Below are 13,842 nucleotides of genomic sequence, written 5' to 3'. Positions count from 1 at the left end.
TTGGGAGCACTCAAACCCATGCAGCAGTAAGGCTACAGGCGAGTCGTTGCATCAACCCTAGAGGAGGATGCAACGGCTCGCTTTTGTTGCTTTTGTGTTAACACCTGAAGGGCGTAAAGGGTAGGGCAAAATGTGAGGTTTTTGGCAGTTCTGGGTGAATTGATGGCGCCTAAATGGATCCTTCTATTCCGCTCACTGTTTCGGTAGCGGCCTCATCCTGCGAAGGCGTTATCCGCTCCCCGTTTTTAGTCATCGAAAGCAGGCGAACTGGGATGATCTGCACACTGTTTCTGGGTGATTGAACGCGTTTTTAGGCTCATGCTGCCTTAATCTGAATTGTTATTGATATGTTTCTATTCAATGGGTGTTGTTCCGTGTGTTGCACCAATATGGTTCAACCGTTTTTCGATGCGGCCTAGATAATCCCTAGATAGCCTCAAAAAGTTGGGAGCACTCTAGCCCATGCAGCAGTAAGGCTACAGACGAGTCATTGCATCAACCCTAGTGGAGGATGCAATAGTGTGCATTTGTTGCTTTGGTGTTAAATATTGGCAATAGGGTTAAGAGGGTAAAAGCCAAGGTTTTAAACGGTTTTAGACGGTTTTAGGTGAATTGCTTCTGTCTAGGACTAGGCTCATTTTAACCGAGTGTCACTTTACCTATATTAGTCATCATGCATGGATAGAAAGGGAGCGATGATCATGTGCAATTATGATGAATTTAGATTTTCAGATGGGCGGATTTTGTGTCTCGCCGATACTCACGGTTTGATTGAAGGCGAACGCGACACCTTATGGTGATGAGAATCACTCTCAACTCGATGTAGATGCGAACCATTATCATCACGGGTCCTTCTGGCGCGGTTGATTGCGGGGGCGGCGACACGCAGTGCTTCACTACATATGAGGATTTTAGAGGGGTTGGTTGTTGTTTTATTAGCGGGCTTTTAGAGGGCGTTCATAATTTTGAACGCTATATATGTTTTTGATTATAAATAATTATTTTCCTTACTTTCTCAGAGGGGCAAAAATTAGGTGTGCTCGGATATACCAACTTTAACAAATCGATTTTGTGATCCTTTGATCTTTGTTGAATGGGCCGATATTTTGCCTCTATTGGTAAGTGAGTTGCTATATAAAGTGGAGAACAGTGAGGGGAGAAACCTACTTTTAGTCTGAATACATCAGAGCGTCGCCGCCTAGGCATATCGTTTCGTTCTAGCTTTATTGCAAAATCACTTAACTGATAACTAAATCATTCAAAATTTGCTAACCGGGAAGTACTGCATGCAATGACGGTGATTTTACGCAGTACTCGATATGATTATGCATTATCTTCTTTTTATTCCTGCCTCTAAGTATGCAAGGAATAGTGGTTTTGAAAGTCTCGCAGCAGAATACCAGCAGTTGAGCTTAAGTCTTGATGAGCTACTTGTGCAGCATCCTAGCTCCACGTATGTGGAGATTACCGAGGGGGATTTGATGCTGGGTGAGGGGATTTATGATGGTGATTTGCTGATTGTAGATCGGCATATTACTGCACAGCATGGAGCTGACTTTATTTTGTTAATTGTGAACAGCCGCCTGTTGATTTGAAAATTCTCAATTAAAAGTGCCCAGTTTGGATTGACCAGTACATAATCAGTCAAATGATTGATGTGCATACTAAAGTAAAAGCAGCTAGGCTTTACATCGTGGCTTCATTAGCCAACTGCGTACTTAGGTGTAAAGCTTTAGTTCATACACAGCGCCTAGGTGTGTCCTTAAGGAAGATACTATATTGAAGGGATCTATATGCAATCGTTTAACTATCCATTATCTCTAGTTACGTTATTTGCGCTGTCCTATGCCGCCCAAGGATTTGCAAATACTCAAGTCGATAAGGACGCTTACCTTATTATTGGTGGTGGCACCATCATCAGTATGCAAGCGGGCATGAAAGGAGCTAAAAAACCTGATAAATACATTTATAACGAGGACTATTCTTTGCTGGTTAAAGGCAATGTCATTGAGTCTATCGCAAAAAATGCTGATATTAAGGCCATGGTGCCAAAAGGCAAAAAAGTCGATTATTTAAATCTGAAAGGGCAAACCTTGTTACCTGGTTTTATTGAGCCCCACGCCCATTTGCAGCTCACGGTAGCAGGGGCGAAATTTACCAATTTAATGCCGTGTTTACCGGATAAATATCAAAAAACGTATTATCAAGACTATCAGTGGCTCTACAACACCGGTAAGAAAGACAAGAAAGATAACTGCCTACTTTATATTGATAAGGCAATTAACACCCTAGCGAACAGTACTGCTATCGATGGCTGGCTCATAGGTAATGGTATGGATCCCTCTAGAATGTTGTTGACTGAAAAAGCCGCTGGCCTTAATGCCAATAAAGATTTTTTACATTATCCCGCCAGTTATTTCATTAAATATAATCCTGATGCATTTTCAGCATCACCGGCGTTTATTCTCGACCAATCCGGCCATTTAGGCTATGTCAATGAACAAGCTTTTATAGCATCAGGCATTTGTGGGAAAACCTTTGATATCAGCAAAAAAGCCTATATGGAAAAAACCGGGATCTCTACACTCAGTTCTGAGGATGACACGTTTTTTAACCAATATTTAGGGCATGAAATTGTGTGTCAAGGCAGCGCAAAAGAGATGGTGTTGTCACAAAAAATGGCTGCCTATCAGTTTGGCTTTCCTGATGGTGAGTGGGGCATAGTTGAGACTAAACCTGGCAGTGGCGAATGGGTCTTTTCAGGTTTATTAAAAGAAGAATCCTCATTCTATCCCTTACTTGGGCCACTGATTAACTGGTTTGCTAAAGCCCCAGTGGATACCAAAGCACGCTTTTCTGAGCAAATGGAGCAAGACATGCTCAAAGTGCTCAATATTGCCTCGCAACAAGGGGTAACGACATTTGCTGAAGGTGGTGGTTCAAGCCAGGCACTCATAGAGAGTTATCAGCGTATTGCTAGCCGTAGTGACATGCCAACACGCCTGCGTACCTTATACACTTGGGATGCTAAATGGGATGAAAAGTCTTTAGATAAAAATCAGTTACCACAGAAAGTCTCTTTTGATAGCGGCTTGTTTTCCGCTGAAGGGGTGAAGTTATGGGCAGATGGTTCAACCCAAGGTTGTAGCGCTTATCTTGGGCAAGATTACGACGAAAAGGGGTTGTGCAGTGACTATGACAGAGGTCATCAAAACTATGACAAGCAAGCCATGGAGGCGCGTTTAAAAAAATATGCTGAAAACAACTGGTATGTTCACATTCACGCTAATGGCAACAGCGCCATTAACAACGCCATTGATGCCTTAAATTCTCTTGGCAAGACATATCCTTCATTTAAAGCATTGCCCAGTGTGCTAATACATTCAACCGTAAATGGTGACAGCGAAGATCCCCTCACTATCCCCAAAAAAATTGCTGCGCTGAGAAATAAAGACGACTTGCCTAATTTATCCACTAGCCACCTTATTGGCCATGTGGCTTATTGGGGAGCATCTTTAGTTAACTCGCTCGGTGAAAAAAGGGCACAACACATAGATCCCACACAAACCGAGTGGCAAAAAGGCATACCTTTGTCACTACATAGTGACATGGCAGTAAGCCCCTTATACCCTTTATGGTTTGTTGAGCAAGCGGTGAGTCGCAATACTTGGGCTTATCCAAAGTTGTCTGGCGAGGGTAAACCTCTCATCAATATTGATGAAGCACTTACGCCATACCAAGCACTCTTGGCTGTGACGTTACACCCAGCGATGCAACACAATATAGGTGATAAACTGGGGTCATTAGAGAAAGGTAAGTTGGCCGATATGGTTGTACTTGCCAAAAATCCATTAACCTTAGCCAAGCCCACAGAAATTCATAATATTGCGGTCTCTTGTACTTTCCTAAATGGTAAGCAAGTCATTTGGAAGTACCCCGAGTCAAACGCTGTGCGCCCAACACCAAACTGTAACATTATAAAAGATCACAATATGGCGACCTGGTAGCCTTAAACCTTAAAAGCTGGAGGGGATAAGTGCTCCTTCTTTTATCAATTATGGTCAACTGAATTTGGCCACGACCTTAGAGATTAAAATTCATAATATTGTATATGCTAGCTTATGAACCAGACTTGCCTAGTCTGATTCATGCGCAACACGCTGGCATTTTGCGTGAGCTTCGTGCTCACGCGCTTTGGACCAAACTCGTGTCAGGCCGATCAGTTCTGGCACGTTTATGCCCCATTCCAATTCAGCGATGCTTTCCCTAACATTTTTCAGTATCCTCATTGCCTAAACTATTATAATGCGATAAACCATAAAATATTCCTCAAATTTAGTATGAGTGAGCATGTAATGCGAGTAAAAATAGAACATCATGAAGATGGTGAGCGCTATCAAAAATAGGTAATACGAAATGTTAGTTTTTAACTGCACCAAAGCCGCTGTAGAGTTTTTTGTGGTTACGCGTCAAGGCCAAAAGGTTTCAGATCTAGAGCCTGCGCCACATAAAACCATCGCAGAGTCGATTGAAACGCCTGCTTTTCCAAACGGTGTTGATACCGACAAAAATGGTGAATTTCAATGGCAGTGGGTACTACATTGTGTATCCATCAAACGCAAAAAATACTTAATGGCGATGGATTATCAAAGTCGTTTTTGTATAACAGTAGTAGCAGGAAAGAAAGGTGATATTTATCAATTTCTCAACACTTTTGAGCCAATGCTAAAGGCGTGTTTTCTCAGTCTAGCCAATGAAAGTGGTGTTGATACGGTCGAGATAGAAAACTGTGTTGACCATTATGACAGAGAGGTTAATGACTGTGCCTTCCACCCTCGAAGTGACCGTAGCGTGCAAGCTCACCTAAATGACGTTCATTGGCATCTTGAACGTCACTGCTATGAAGATGGAATGTTACTTGAAGATGTTGACCTACTTGGCTTTAACTTATTTTCAGGTCAGTTTCCCCGTAATAGTAAGCACAAAAAGGAGCATTTTTTCCCTAATGAAGAATTTGTTAACCAGTGGCAACAGTGGACATCAAAGCCTCAACCAGTGGATATGAGTAATGTCATCGTGTTAAGCCATCACAGACAATAAATTTAGTGGGGTCAGGGTAAATTTTATAAAAAGTAAATTGAAAAATTGACTTACTGAAACGTTTATGCCCCAAAACGTGTTTCAAGTTATCGCAAAAGACCTAATTATTTCTAATTATAGACACTGTGTTATCGCTGTTCTTAACAAAACCAGATCAAAGAATTGCTCTCACTTACAGAGCCTTCAAAGTTAAAAATGACTAATTGACAATGTTTGGTCTGACGCTAGAATCGATTCAAGTGCTCAATTGCAAAGTATCATCGAGAAGTCATGGAAGAAATCACAGTACAGCAAGATAGTTGTTACCTATCTACATCAGAACATATGCGAAGTTTTATAGGCCGATGGCTCTATATATACACCGATAAGGGGTCTCTAAAGCTTACGTCTAAGTCTGTAACATTCATAAGCAAAAAAGACTTATGTGAGATCCCCCTGAATTCCATAACGGATATTAGCTCTGGGTATTACCCACGAACAGCGAAACCTTTACCTTTAAAATATGTTGAAGTCACATATATTCGAGAAGGGAAAAAGAAAGCAATTATATTTACTCCCTGTAATTCATGGGTATCCTCAGTCTGGAAGAACAACAAATTGGTAGAAAACTGGATATTGTTGTTGAATAGAACCGTACCAAAAAGGTGTCTGTCGCTTTAGCTCTAATGATTCCACCAACGCATATAACTAATGATATCCATAAAGTCATTTTAACCAGATAAAGTAGGATTGCTTTATATGGCTAAAAGCGAGTTGGCATTGCGTACTGGCTCGTTTGTGCCCCAAAATCGTTTAGAGCAAACACTCAGTCCGATTTATTGGTCGTGCGTTTTCCCTACTAAAATTTATCCAAATTCAGTAAAATTTAAAGCTATGCCAAACAGCGAAATCTGACCTATTGACTTCCTCACTAACTTATTGATTTTCATTTTGAAGTATCAAAAGAAAGACCGTATCATATATCCATAAAGTGGGGCTTTGCGCCGTATAAAAAGCATTAAGCCCTAAACGATATTCGAAAATAGGTTGGATTTGAATGAGTTTGATATTTGCCAAAAAAGATATGTCTGAAAATATCTGCCTTGTTAGCGATACTAGGCTTAATCACGAACCAAGTCGTAAGCTACCAGCTTATTCTGACTATCAGAAGAATGGTGGTTTGAAATTATTCCTAGTTAATAATAAAAAAGTTGCTATCGCTTTTGCAGGTTGTAGTGTGGAAGCGCAGGATGCATTCGATCAAATCAAAGTTAGTTCCTTTTCAATTAGTCAAATATTGGATGTTTTATCAACAAGTAGCTCCGCTAAAAATACAGATTATTTAGTTTGCGATGCCATTGAAAATATAATTTATAAAATATCAGAAGCACAAGTGTCGCCGCAAAATTTTGCTTATATTGGAGACTTTGGCGGGTATCAACTCTTAACGAGGAACATTAAACACTCTTCAGGTTTAGATGAGTTAGAATCAGCAATGAATATCGTCATTGCTGATTCTAAAGTAAAGTCTGTGGGTGGATATTGTATTTCATCAATCTCTAACAATGGTGAGTTTAGGTATACACAGAGGCACGTATTCTCACAATTTAAGGGGCGTATTGAAATATTTAACACTCCAACATTGCTACCTATAGTATCAAACTCAAAAAACGACACATACTCCTATGCATGGACTGGCGATGAAAACGGTTTTGGCTTCTATTTTTATGAAGCTAAACTTGGGCTAATATACTCGCAACTAAAAATCCAACCTGTGGAGGTATTAACTGGGCTTGAATTTCGTGAGTTTGATGATTGTTTAAGAAAATATAAATTGAAGTTGCCAGTTCAAATTGGTTCAATTAGTTCAGAAGAAGCAATAATAGACTTTTCATATGCCCTCTATCAGGCAGGTCAATATCAACGGTGTATCGAAAAAATCACCTCGCTGGGAAGTAAAATTAATGATCATCCGCAAGTCTATTTTCAAGCAAACTACCTATTAGGGTGTTGTTACAAAGACTTAGGGATAGCGGCTGAAAACCAAGGCTCTAAAGAGAGCTATAAGTTACTAGAAAAAGCTGTTGAACACTTTAGTTTGCTTATTAATGACTATAAGCCTGACTACAGTGTTCAAACTAACATGGCAATAGCGTATTGCTACCTTGGGCATGCGACTGAGGATTTGGTTGCCAAAAAAACTTGCTTTCATGGCGCAGTCAATTGTAATGGGAACGCTGTAAATATCGATAATAAACAAGTTCTTCCATACCATAATAGAGCGTCGGCAAACTACGAATTACTCCGGTTCTGTAGGAATAGCAGTGAACTAAATTGTGTAGTGCAAAATATTGTGTCGGATTGTGAACTTGCACTTAGTCTAGATCCAAAACATCAAGTCTCTGCCAGTTTAAAAATGCACGTGTTGACAATGCGGGCTTAACCAATTTTGAAGTTTCAAGATACTTTTTCTCATATTAAACGACTGAGCTAGGTATTATTCCCAACTCAGAAATGTCCAAAAATCAGTTAGTGAATCACTCTACACCAGACAGATTCACTAAAACAGTTTCGACGAGTGTGGACCTAATTATCAATGACAAGCGCCCTGTGTTGATTAATACAGAATCAGAGTGTACACTGTACACCTTTGAGGTAGCATAAGGATTTTGATTAGTGAGCCATGCTATTGAGTTTGTCGAAACCTCGATCTTTACAAGACAGATCAAGGAACTTGCAACAGATGACGAACTAAAGGATTTGCAAGCAGAGCTTATTGCTCAGCCAGATAAAGGCGATATTATCAAGGGTACAGGAGGTCTACGAAAAGTTAGAATGGCTGTAGGCAACAAAGGAAAGAGTGGCAGTATGCGAGTGCTATACGTCCTTGCTCTGGCCGACAAAATTTACCTAGTACTCGCTTATCCAAAATCAGTTAAAGATAGCCTAACTGCGGAAGAAAAGGCCAAGTTAAAACAAATAGTTCAATCATTAAAAGGAGAGGAAAAATGAATATATTTAACGAACTTCAAGCCTCCCTTGAAGAAGCGGTAGAAATTCATCATGGTCTCAAAAAGCCCGCCCGAGTAACTCGTTATGAGGTTGCCGACGTTAAGTCAATCCGTGAAGATTTACTTAAAGTTACTCAGGCCGAATTTGCTGCCACGATGGGGGTCAGTTTAGACACAATTAAAAGCTGGGAAGGTAAACGCCGCAACCCAGCAGGATTAGCAGCCAAAGTGCTTGCGACGATTCAAGAAGATCCTAAAATCTACGCAGCACTTGCCGCTCACTAATATTATTCAAAGGCCCTTCTTGGGCCTTTGAATTTCCCCCTATGTGAATCGCTCTAGGACAGTCTGATTCATGTTGGCCTTAAAACAGACCCATTTCGCCCTGTATCTTCCTTCCAACGGGGCTTTTTTGCCCTTGAGTGAATCAAATCTCTGGAGAACTGATTCACGCCTCCTTTAAAGGCGCTTTTCTGCTGTTGAATACAGAGCTAATCGTGCACGCTTGCCTACGGTCACTACAAACACGGTAATGCGTTCATCTTGTACGTGATATACAAGCAATAACCTGATGTGCGCAACTTGATTTTGAAACAGTCAGGGAGATCTCTAAGTTTGTTGGCTACGATAAGAGGATGTAGAAGGATCTCGGCCAGTTTCTTTTTTAACTGCTGCCTGATGGGACTTTGAGCTTCTTCCATTCCTTTAGTGCGCGGGGATCAAACTCTAACTTATAGATCATCGAGCGAAACCTCGATCCCCTTTCGAGAGCTCGCTAAACGTTCTTTAACCAAGGTGATCAAGACTTCATTCTCTGCTGTTAGCAGTACGGGCTTAAATGGCAAAGCGCCATTTGTGGCGACATATTCAAGCATTTGCCGCAATGCCTCAGAAGGACTTACGCCTAACTTTTCCAACGCTGAAAAAGCGCGCTCTTTAAGCTCGTCATCAATGCGAATATTAATAGTCCCCATACTCACCTTAATGTGTAATGACGTTTGTACGTACAATATAGTAAAGCGGTACACTAAAGAGTGCTTTGCAGATGTAGAGATCACCTACATTTCCATTTAAGGATAGTAAGAGTAAGGCATTTAACATAGGTGTGGCTTTATTGCAGCACTAAAGCCCTAGATAACTGATTCAAACCTTGCAAAGTGTCAGATTGTAACAGCTCGGCCGGACTAATGGTCGCTCAATACATATGCCTACTTTTTAGGGTGCAGCAAAATATGACCTTGTTTTACGTCAGCACTATACTGTTGTATTTCGGCTAGGAACAAGCCTGCGGCATTAATTAAATCAACGACACCTATCACCTTATCGGACTCTAAAAACAGTGATACTGGTGCGATCTGCTCACCCGCAAGGGTGAATCCGTTATCGATATGCTCTTGCAGCATGTAAATGGTGTTAGGTAACTTAATCCCATTATCAGCAACATTTAGAAATCGAGCGGGGAGGGCTAACTCTGTTTCAATGCACGTCAATAAGTCAAACAACTGTTTCGCTTTAGTCGCTTGCAAATCATAGCGCTGTGACAATTCATTAAGCTCAATAAGCTTTGACTCTAAGTCACATGACGCAACACGTCCTAGCGCTACCAAGCGCTTTATTTCCTTTTTTGCTTGCTGATAGCGCTTATCTTTTATCATTGGTTTTAGATAGCGAACCAAAATGTCATTACGCTTTGCTTTAGGAGTAAAGCGTTCTGTTTCAGCCACGCTCATATAGAGATGTAAGAGTGCGTTATCAAGAACGTCATTAAAAATATCGTAGGTATCCAAGTGCGTCTTAACGAAGTAGACAAAGAATAAGCTATTTTACTATTTTGAGCCTTTTATGGCTATTTTTAGCTGAACAACCAAAGTGGTGAAATTGACCAATTAAAAGCTGAGAAGGTAAACGCCGCAATTTAGCAGGATTAGCAGCCAAAGTGCTTGCGACGATTCAAGAAGCTCCTAAAATCTACGCAGCACTTGCCACTCAATGATATTATTAAAAAGCCCTTCTTGGGCCTTTGAATTTTCCCCTATGTTAATCACTCTAGGGCAGATTGATTCACGCTTGCCTACGGTCACTACAAACACGGTAATGCGTTCATCTTGTGCGTGGTATACCGGCGTTGTTGCCTAAACATATAATTACCCAAAAAACATGCCATAAACCACATAAACCACATAAACCACTAAGGGAATTGGATATTATCTGCAACCATTTGGCTCAAACTTGCATTCTCTCGTTAGGTTTTACAATGTTGATTTTATATTATGATTTTAGGCAACAACGCCTAATATACCAAGCGATAACCTGATGTGCGCAACTTGATTTTGTAACAGTCAGGGAGATCTCTAAGTTTGTTGGCTTCGATATGAGGATGTTGCAGGATCTCGGCCAGTTTCATTTTTAACGGCTGCCTGCCCTTGCCATTCGCTAGTAGTTAACGTTTAATAACAGCACGTTATTGAACGGTGCTCTCCTGCAGAGGACTTTCACCTCATTAGTTAATGCCCATGCTGGGCGTACACATGGCCTGGCACTGTGCGACGTATTTCCCGTTACGGCTTCGCCTTCACACAAATCCTCGCATGCTGGCGGAGTTATGTACTTCTAGGGAAAATTGAAAATATGAACTACTTTAAATCTCCTTTTTCAGGAGTTACCTTACTTGAACAAGTAACTAATCCAAACATTATTGTTGGTAAGCACAGCTATTATTCTGGTTATTATCATCGGCATAGCTTCGATGATTGCGTTCGGTACCTCAATCCTGACCGAGATGATGTAGACAAGTTGATTCTTGGAAGTTACTGCTCAATTGGCTCAGGGGCAATATTCATGATGGCAGGTAACCAAGGGCATCGACGCGATTGGGTCAGTACTTTTCCGTTTTTCTATCAGGACAATGAAAACTTTGTCGATGCTGAAGACGGCTTTCAGCGTGCAGGTGATACAGTCATAGGAAATGATGTTTGGATTGGCTCTGAGGCTATGATTATGTCTGGCGTAAAAGTAGGTCACGGTGCAATCATCGCAAGTCGTGCGGTAGTGACCAAAGATGTTGCGCCATACGAAGTCGTGGGGTCGAACCCTGCCAAGCATATTAAATTTCGCTTCACAGAGTCACAAATAGCGATGCTACTTGAAATGGAGTGGTGGGATTGGCCAGACTCAAAGCTTAAAGGCGGCATGAAACAACTTTGTTCATCTGATATTGAAGGCCTTTATGATTACTGGCAGTCGGAAGTACACACATCGCATAATAAGTAAATCAAGCGATACTGCTAACATTTGGCTAGGTTTCGATCACCTTTACATTTAATCAACCATTAATTGGCCCTTTATTTGTGCGTCAGTAGGCGTGTACTGTTTAGATTCTGGAGGAAGGAAATGAATCATAAGCGGAGAGATTTATTTTTATATCAGCTTATAAGGAGCATATCATCAGTAATTGCTGCGAGTGATATATATACTGTACACCATCAAAATAATGTCTCGGTCATTGCTCGTATGATTGGACAAGAAATGAGACTAAGTGCATTTGAAGTCGAAGGAATTCGCGTTGCTGGTTTGTTGCATGATATTGGTAAATCAGCCATACCTAATGAGCTGTTATCTAAGTATGGCCATCTCACTGCAGAAGAGTATGCTTTAATCAAAACCCATGCAGCAAGGGCCGATGGATTGTTATTTGGCATTGATTTTCCATGGCCAGTTCGTGAAATGATTTTGCAGCATCATGAAAGAATGGACGGAAGTGGTTACCCAAATGGGTTGATGGGCAATGAAATTTGCTTAGGTGCTAGAATTTTAGCTGTCTCAGACATAACCGATGCAATGATGAACGCTAGACCTTATAGAAGGGCGCTTGGAATAGAAAAAGTCATAAGTGAGTTAGCTGATAATTCACATCTTTATGATCCAGATGTTTGTAAGGCTTTTATGGCTATTGTTGCCGATGGTGGGGAGCGCCTAAAGAATGCGATACACATAATCTATTGATTCATTCTTAGGCTTACTGAAAGACTATCTGGTTGAACGCCGCACTAGCCCAAGAGACGAGCCATTTAACTCATGTGGGATCTACGGTTTTGAAGGTCCCGTAGTAGAATACTAACAGTTGAGCTTAAGTCTTGATGAGCAACTCGTGCTGCATCGAGTTGGTCAGTAAAGTCACCAGCATTTTATTGGGCTGATAGGACTGCAGTGGTTGTCGATTTTATTAATAGTTTTCTAATGTGAAAACATTAAGTGAGTTGTTCTGTGGGGAATTTGAAGGAGCCGACTTAACAGGTTTGCTCCCAAACTTTTGGCGAAACATGGGCTATATCGTAAGTGACATTAAACGAGGAAAAAGTTGGGCAAAAGCTGGGCAAAATTATGTCCTTTTGCATCCTAAATGGTCCCCCTGATAATTGTTAATTCGTTGCAATATCAGGTACATGACAGGGCACCATTACCACAGTTAAGGGTTCGACTCCCTCTCTCACCGCCAAATTAAAGCAAAGGGAATCAGTATCTTACTGGTTCCCTTTGTTGCTTTGGGACCTATTTGGGACCATTTCAGGGTGTTCTAGTCCGTTATTATCCTCACTAAAACCCATCATTTCAGAGATACGATTAGCCATTCTTAGTGAGTCCTTAGGTATCCATTTGCAATAATGTTTTTTAATCATTGTGATATCGCTATGGCCTAATGGTCTTGTAAGCCATCTAAGTGTTATCTAGTTTAAAGATACTACTGCTTTTAAATAGAGCAAGTGATTGATTTCTCTACTTAATCAAAGCTATTAAGGCTTTGCCGACTTCATGAGTTTTTGAAATGAGAGGCAGGCTAAATGATCAGACTGTGGGCAATTCGCGACATGGTTAAGACTATCTCGTATTGCTTTCAGTTGCTTAATTTTTACATCAATATCAGAGGCTTTTTGCGCCAGTAAAGTGCGGTCAATGGCCAATTCATCGGATTCATTAAACATCGTCGTTATTTCGTTTAATGATAAGCCTGCAATACGACCAAGTGTGATGATATTCAATTTATTAATGATCTTAGGGGCATATTGGCGTCTAAGTCCTTTTCTGCCAATGGATTGAATAAGTCCAATTTTTCATAATATCTCAGTGTTGAAGGAGCTAATCCCGATTCGTGTGAAACATCTGCAATATCCATAAAATGCACTCTTGACTTAAAGTCGACTTCAAGTTGTACCATGCCTGAACTATATCAATCTCAGGAACAAATACAAAGTGGAGTACTCAATGGCAATTTGGCTACAGGCGATGTTAGTGGGCACTGGTGCCACATTAGTGATGGATGTATGGTCATGGTGGCAAAGAAATGTACTTCGTATTCCAACGCTTGACTATGCATTTGTGGGACGTTGGTTTATGTTCATTTACAGAGGCCAGCTGGTTCATCGACCTATTATGGTGACTCCATCAGTGAGAGGAGAAGCTTTTATAGGTTGGTTGCTGCATTATTTGAGCGGTATTATTTTCGCTTTGGTTCATGTAATGATTTTCGGGGATATGTGGTTATCTGAGCCAACGTTAATTCCTGCGCTACTTACTGGTGTTGTGACCCTAGTGTTCCCTTTTTGTCTCATTCAACCTTGTCTTGGATTCGGGGTTGCTGCAAGTAAAACGCCTTCTCCATGGAAAGCACGTGGGTTAAGTTTGTTGACCCATAGCGTCTATGGTGTCGGCTTATTTACTACAGCCTTAAGCCTTAAATATTTACTCTAATTACTCA

General features: G+C 40.9%; 13 protein-coding genes. 9 read left to right on the top strand and 4 right to left on the bottom strand.

Annotated features, from left to right (window positions below):
• The first annotated feature begins 1,319 nt into the window (after nt 1–1,319).
• From Q4Q50_RS19555 to nadS, 6 genes are all read left to right on the top strand, one after another.
• On the top strand, nt 1,320–1,595 hold the full coding sequence (locus tag Q4Q50_RS19555) for a S24 family peptidase (protein WP_012196987.1): 276 nt from the start codon (nt 1,320–1,322) through the stop codon (nt 1,593–1,595).
• Nucleotides 1,596–1,793: 198 nt separating this feature from the next.
• Nucleotides 1,794–4,007, top strand: a complete 2,214-nt coding sequence (locus Q4Q50_RS19550; protein ID WP_311900738.1) for an amidohydrolase — start codon at nt 1,794–1,796, stop codon at nt 4,005–4,007.
• A 409-nt stretch (nt 4,008–4,416) separates the two neighbouring features.
• Nucleotides 4,417–5,100, top strand: a complete 684-nt coding sequence (locus tag Q4Q50_RS19545) for a DUF6933 domain-containing protein (protein WP_311900737.1) — start codon at nt 4,417–4,419, stop codon at nt 5,098–5,100.
• Between the two features lie 1,036 nt (nt 5,101–6,136).
• A complete protein-coding gene (locus tag Q4Q50_RS19540; protein ID WP_311900736.1) occupies nt 6,137–7,522 on the top strand; it encodes a tetratricopeptide repeat protein in 1,386 nt (461 codons plus the stop codon).
• A gap of 233 nt (nt 7,523–7,755) precedes the next feature.
• Nucleotides 7,756–8,091: a type II toxin-antitoxin system RelE/ParE family toxin gene (locus Q4Q50_RS19535; RefSeq protein ID WP_012196991.1), complete on the top strand. Its 336-nt coding sequence runs from the start codon at nt 7,756–7,758 to the stop codon at nt 8,089–8,091.
• Nucleotides 8,088–8,375 carry a NadS family protein gene (gene nadS / locus Q4Q50_RS19530; protein WP_012196992.1) on the top strand — a complete coding sequence of 96 codons (288 nt, stop codon included), beginning with the start codon at nt 8,088–8,090 and terminating at the stop codon, nt 8,373–8,375. Before Q4Q50_RS19535 ends, nadS begins: the two co-directional genes overlap by 4 nt.
• Before the next feature lie 446 nt (nt 8,376–8,821).
• On the opposite strand, the gene Q4Q50_RS19520 is transcribed toward nadS, so the two are convergent.
• Together Q4Q50_RS19520 and Q4Q50_RS19515 are read right to left on the bottom strand one after the other, a co-directional pair.
• Nucleotides 8,822–9,148 (bottom strand): type II toxin-antitoxin system RelB/DinJ family antitoxin, encoded by a 327-nt coding sequence (locus Q4Q50_RS19520; RefSeq protein WP_311900735.1) that lies wholly within the window; start codon nt 9,146–9,148, stop codon nt 8,822–8,824.
• 150 nt (nt 9,149–9,298) lie between these two features.
• Nucleotides 9,299–9,877 carry a DUF2913 family protein gene (locus tag Q4Q50_RS19515; RefSeq protein ID WP_012196994.1) on the bottom strand — a complete coding sequence of 193 codons (579 nt, stop codon included), beginning with the start codon at nt 9,875–9,877 and terminating at the stop codon, nt 9,299–9,301.
• A gap of 841 nt (nt 9,878–10,718) precedes the next feature.
• Between Q4Q50_RS19515 and catB the strand changes: the two genes are divergently transcribed.
• Nucleotides 10,719–11,360 (top strand): type B chloramphenicol O-acetyltransferase, encoded by a 642-nt coding sequence (gene catB, locus Q4Q50_RS19510; RefSeq protein ID WP_012196996.1) that lies wholly within the window; start codon nt 10,719–10,721, stop codon nt 11,358–11,360.
• Nucleotides 11,361–11,480: 120 nt separating this feature from the next.
• Entirely contained in the window at nt 11,481–12,092 is a 612-nt protein-coding gene (locus tag Q4Q50_RS19505; protein WP_253724265.1) for an HD-GYP domain-containing protein, read from the top strand.
• 788 nt (nt 12,093–12,880) lie between these two features.
• On the opposite strand, the gene Q4Q50_RS19500 is transcribed toward Q4Q50_RS19505, so the two are convergent.
• Together Q4Q50_RS19500 and Q4Q50_RS22405 are read right to left on the bottom strand one after the other, a co-directional pair.
• A complete protein-coding gene (locus Q4Q50_RS19500) occupies nt 12,881–13,126 on the bottom strand; it encodes a MerR family DNA-binding protein (RefSeq protein ID WP_311900734.1) in 246 nt (81 codons plus the stop codon).
• Complete coding sequence (locus Q4Q50_RS22405; RefSeq protein ID WP_342901238.1) at nt 13,123–13,260, bottom strand: MerR family DNA-binding transcriptional regulator; 138 nt, start codon at nt 13,258–13,260, stop codon at nt 13,123–13,125. Before Q4Q50_RS22405 ends, Q4Q50_RS19500 begins: the two co-directional genes overlap by 4 nt.
• Before the next feature lie 89 nt (nt 13,261–13,349).
• Here Q4Q50_RS22405 and Q4Q50_RS19495 point away from each other — a divergent pair, with 89 nt between their 5' ends.
• Nucleotides 13,350–13,835, top strand: coding sequence for a DUF2938 domain-containing protein (locus tag Q4Q50_RS19495; protein WP_311900733.1), 486 nt, complete (start codon nt 13,350–13,352; stop codon nt 13,833–13,835).
• Nucleotides 13,836–13,842: the final 7 nt, after the last annotated feature.

It is taken from the genome of Shewanella scandinavica (genome assembly GCF_031932065.1).
GTDB classification, from domain to species: Bacteria; Pseudomonadota; Gammaproteobacteria; order Enterobacterales; family Shewanellaceae; genus Shewanella; species Shewanella baltica.
This window is presented reverse-complemented; position numbering and strand designations above follow the sequence as displayed.

Excerpts from the sequence above, each read along its gene's own strand:
- Q4Q50_RS19555 (WP_012196987.1), top strand. The coding sequence starts at position 1,320 with ATGATTATGCATTATCTTCTTTTTATTCCTGCCTCTAAGTATGCAAGG.
- Q4Q50_RS19550 (WP_311900738.1), top strand. The coding sequence starts at position 1,794 with ATGCAATCGTTTAACTATCCATTATCTCTAGTTACGTTATTTGCGCTG.
- Q4Q50_RS19545 (WP_311900737.1), top strand. The coding sequence starts at position 4,417 with ATGTTAGTTTTTAACTGCACCAAAGCCGCTGTAGAGTTTTTTGTGGTT.
- Q4Q50_RS19540 (WP_311900736.1), top strand. The coding sequence starts at position 6,137 with ATGAGTTTGATATTTGCCAAAAAAGATATGTCTGAAAATATCTGCCTT.
- nadS (WP_012196992.1), top strand. The coding sequence starts at position 8,088 with ATGAATATATTTAACGAACTTCAAGCCTCCCTTGAAGAAGCGGTAGAA.
- catB (WP_012196996.1), top strand. The coding sequence starts at position 10,719 with ATGAACTACTTTAAATCTCCTTTTTCAGGAGTTACCTTACTTGAACAA.
- Q4Q50_RS19505 (WP_253724265.1), top strand. The coding sequence starts at position 11,481 with ATGAATCATAAGCGGAGAGATTTATTTTTATATCAGCTTATAAGGAGC.
- Q4Q50_RS22405 (WP_342901238.1), bottom strand. The coding sequence starts at position 13,260 with ATGGATATTGCAGATGTTTCACACGAATCGGGATTAGCTCCTTCAACA.
- Q4Q50_RS19495 (WP_311900733.1), top strand. The coding sequence starts at position 13,350 with ATGGCAATTTGGCTACAGGCGATGTTAGTGGGCACTGGTGCCACATTA.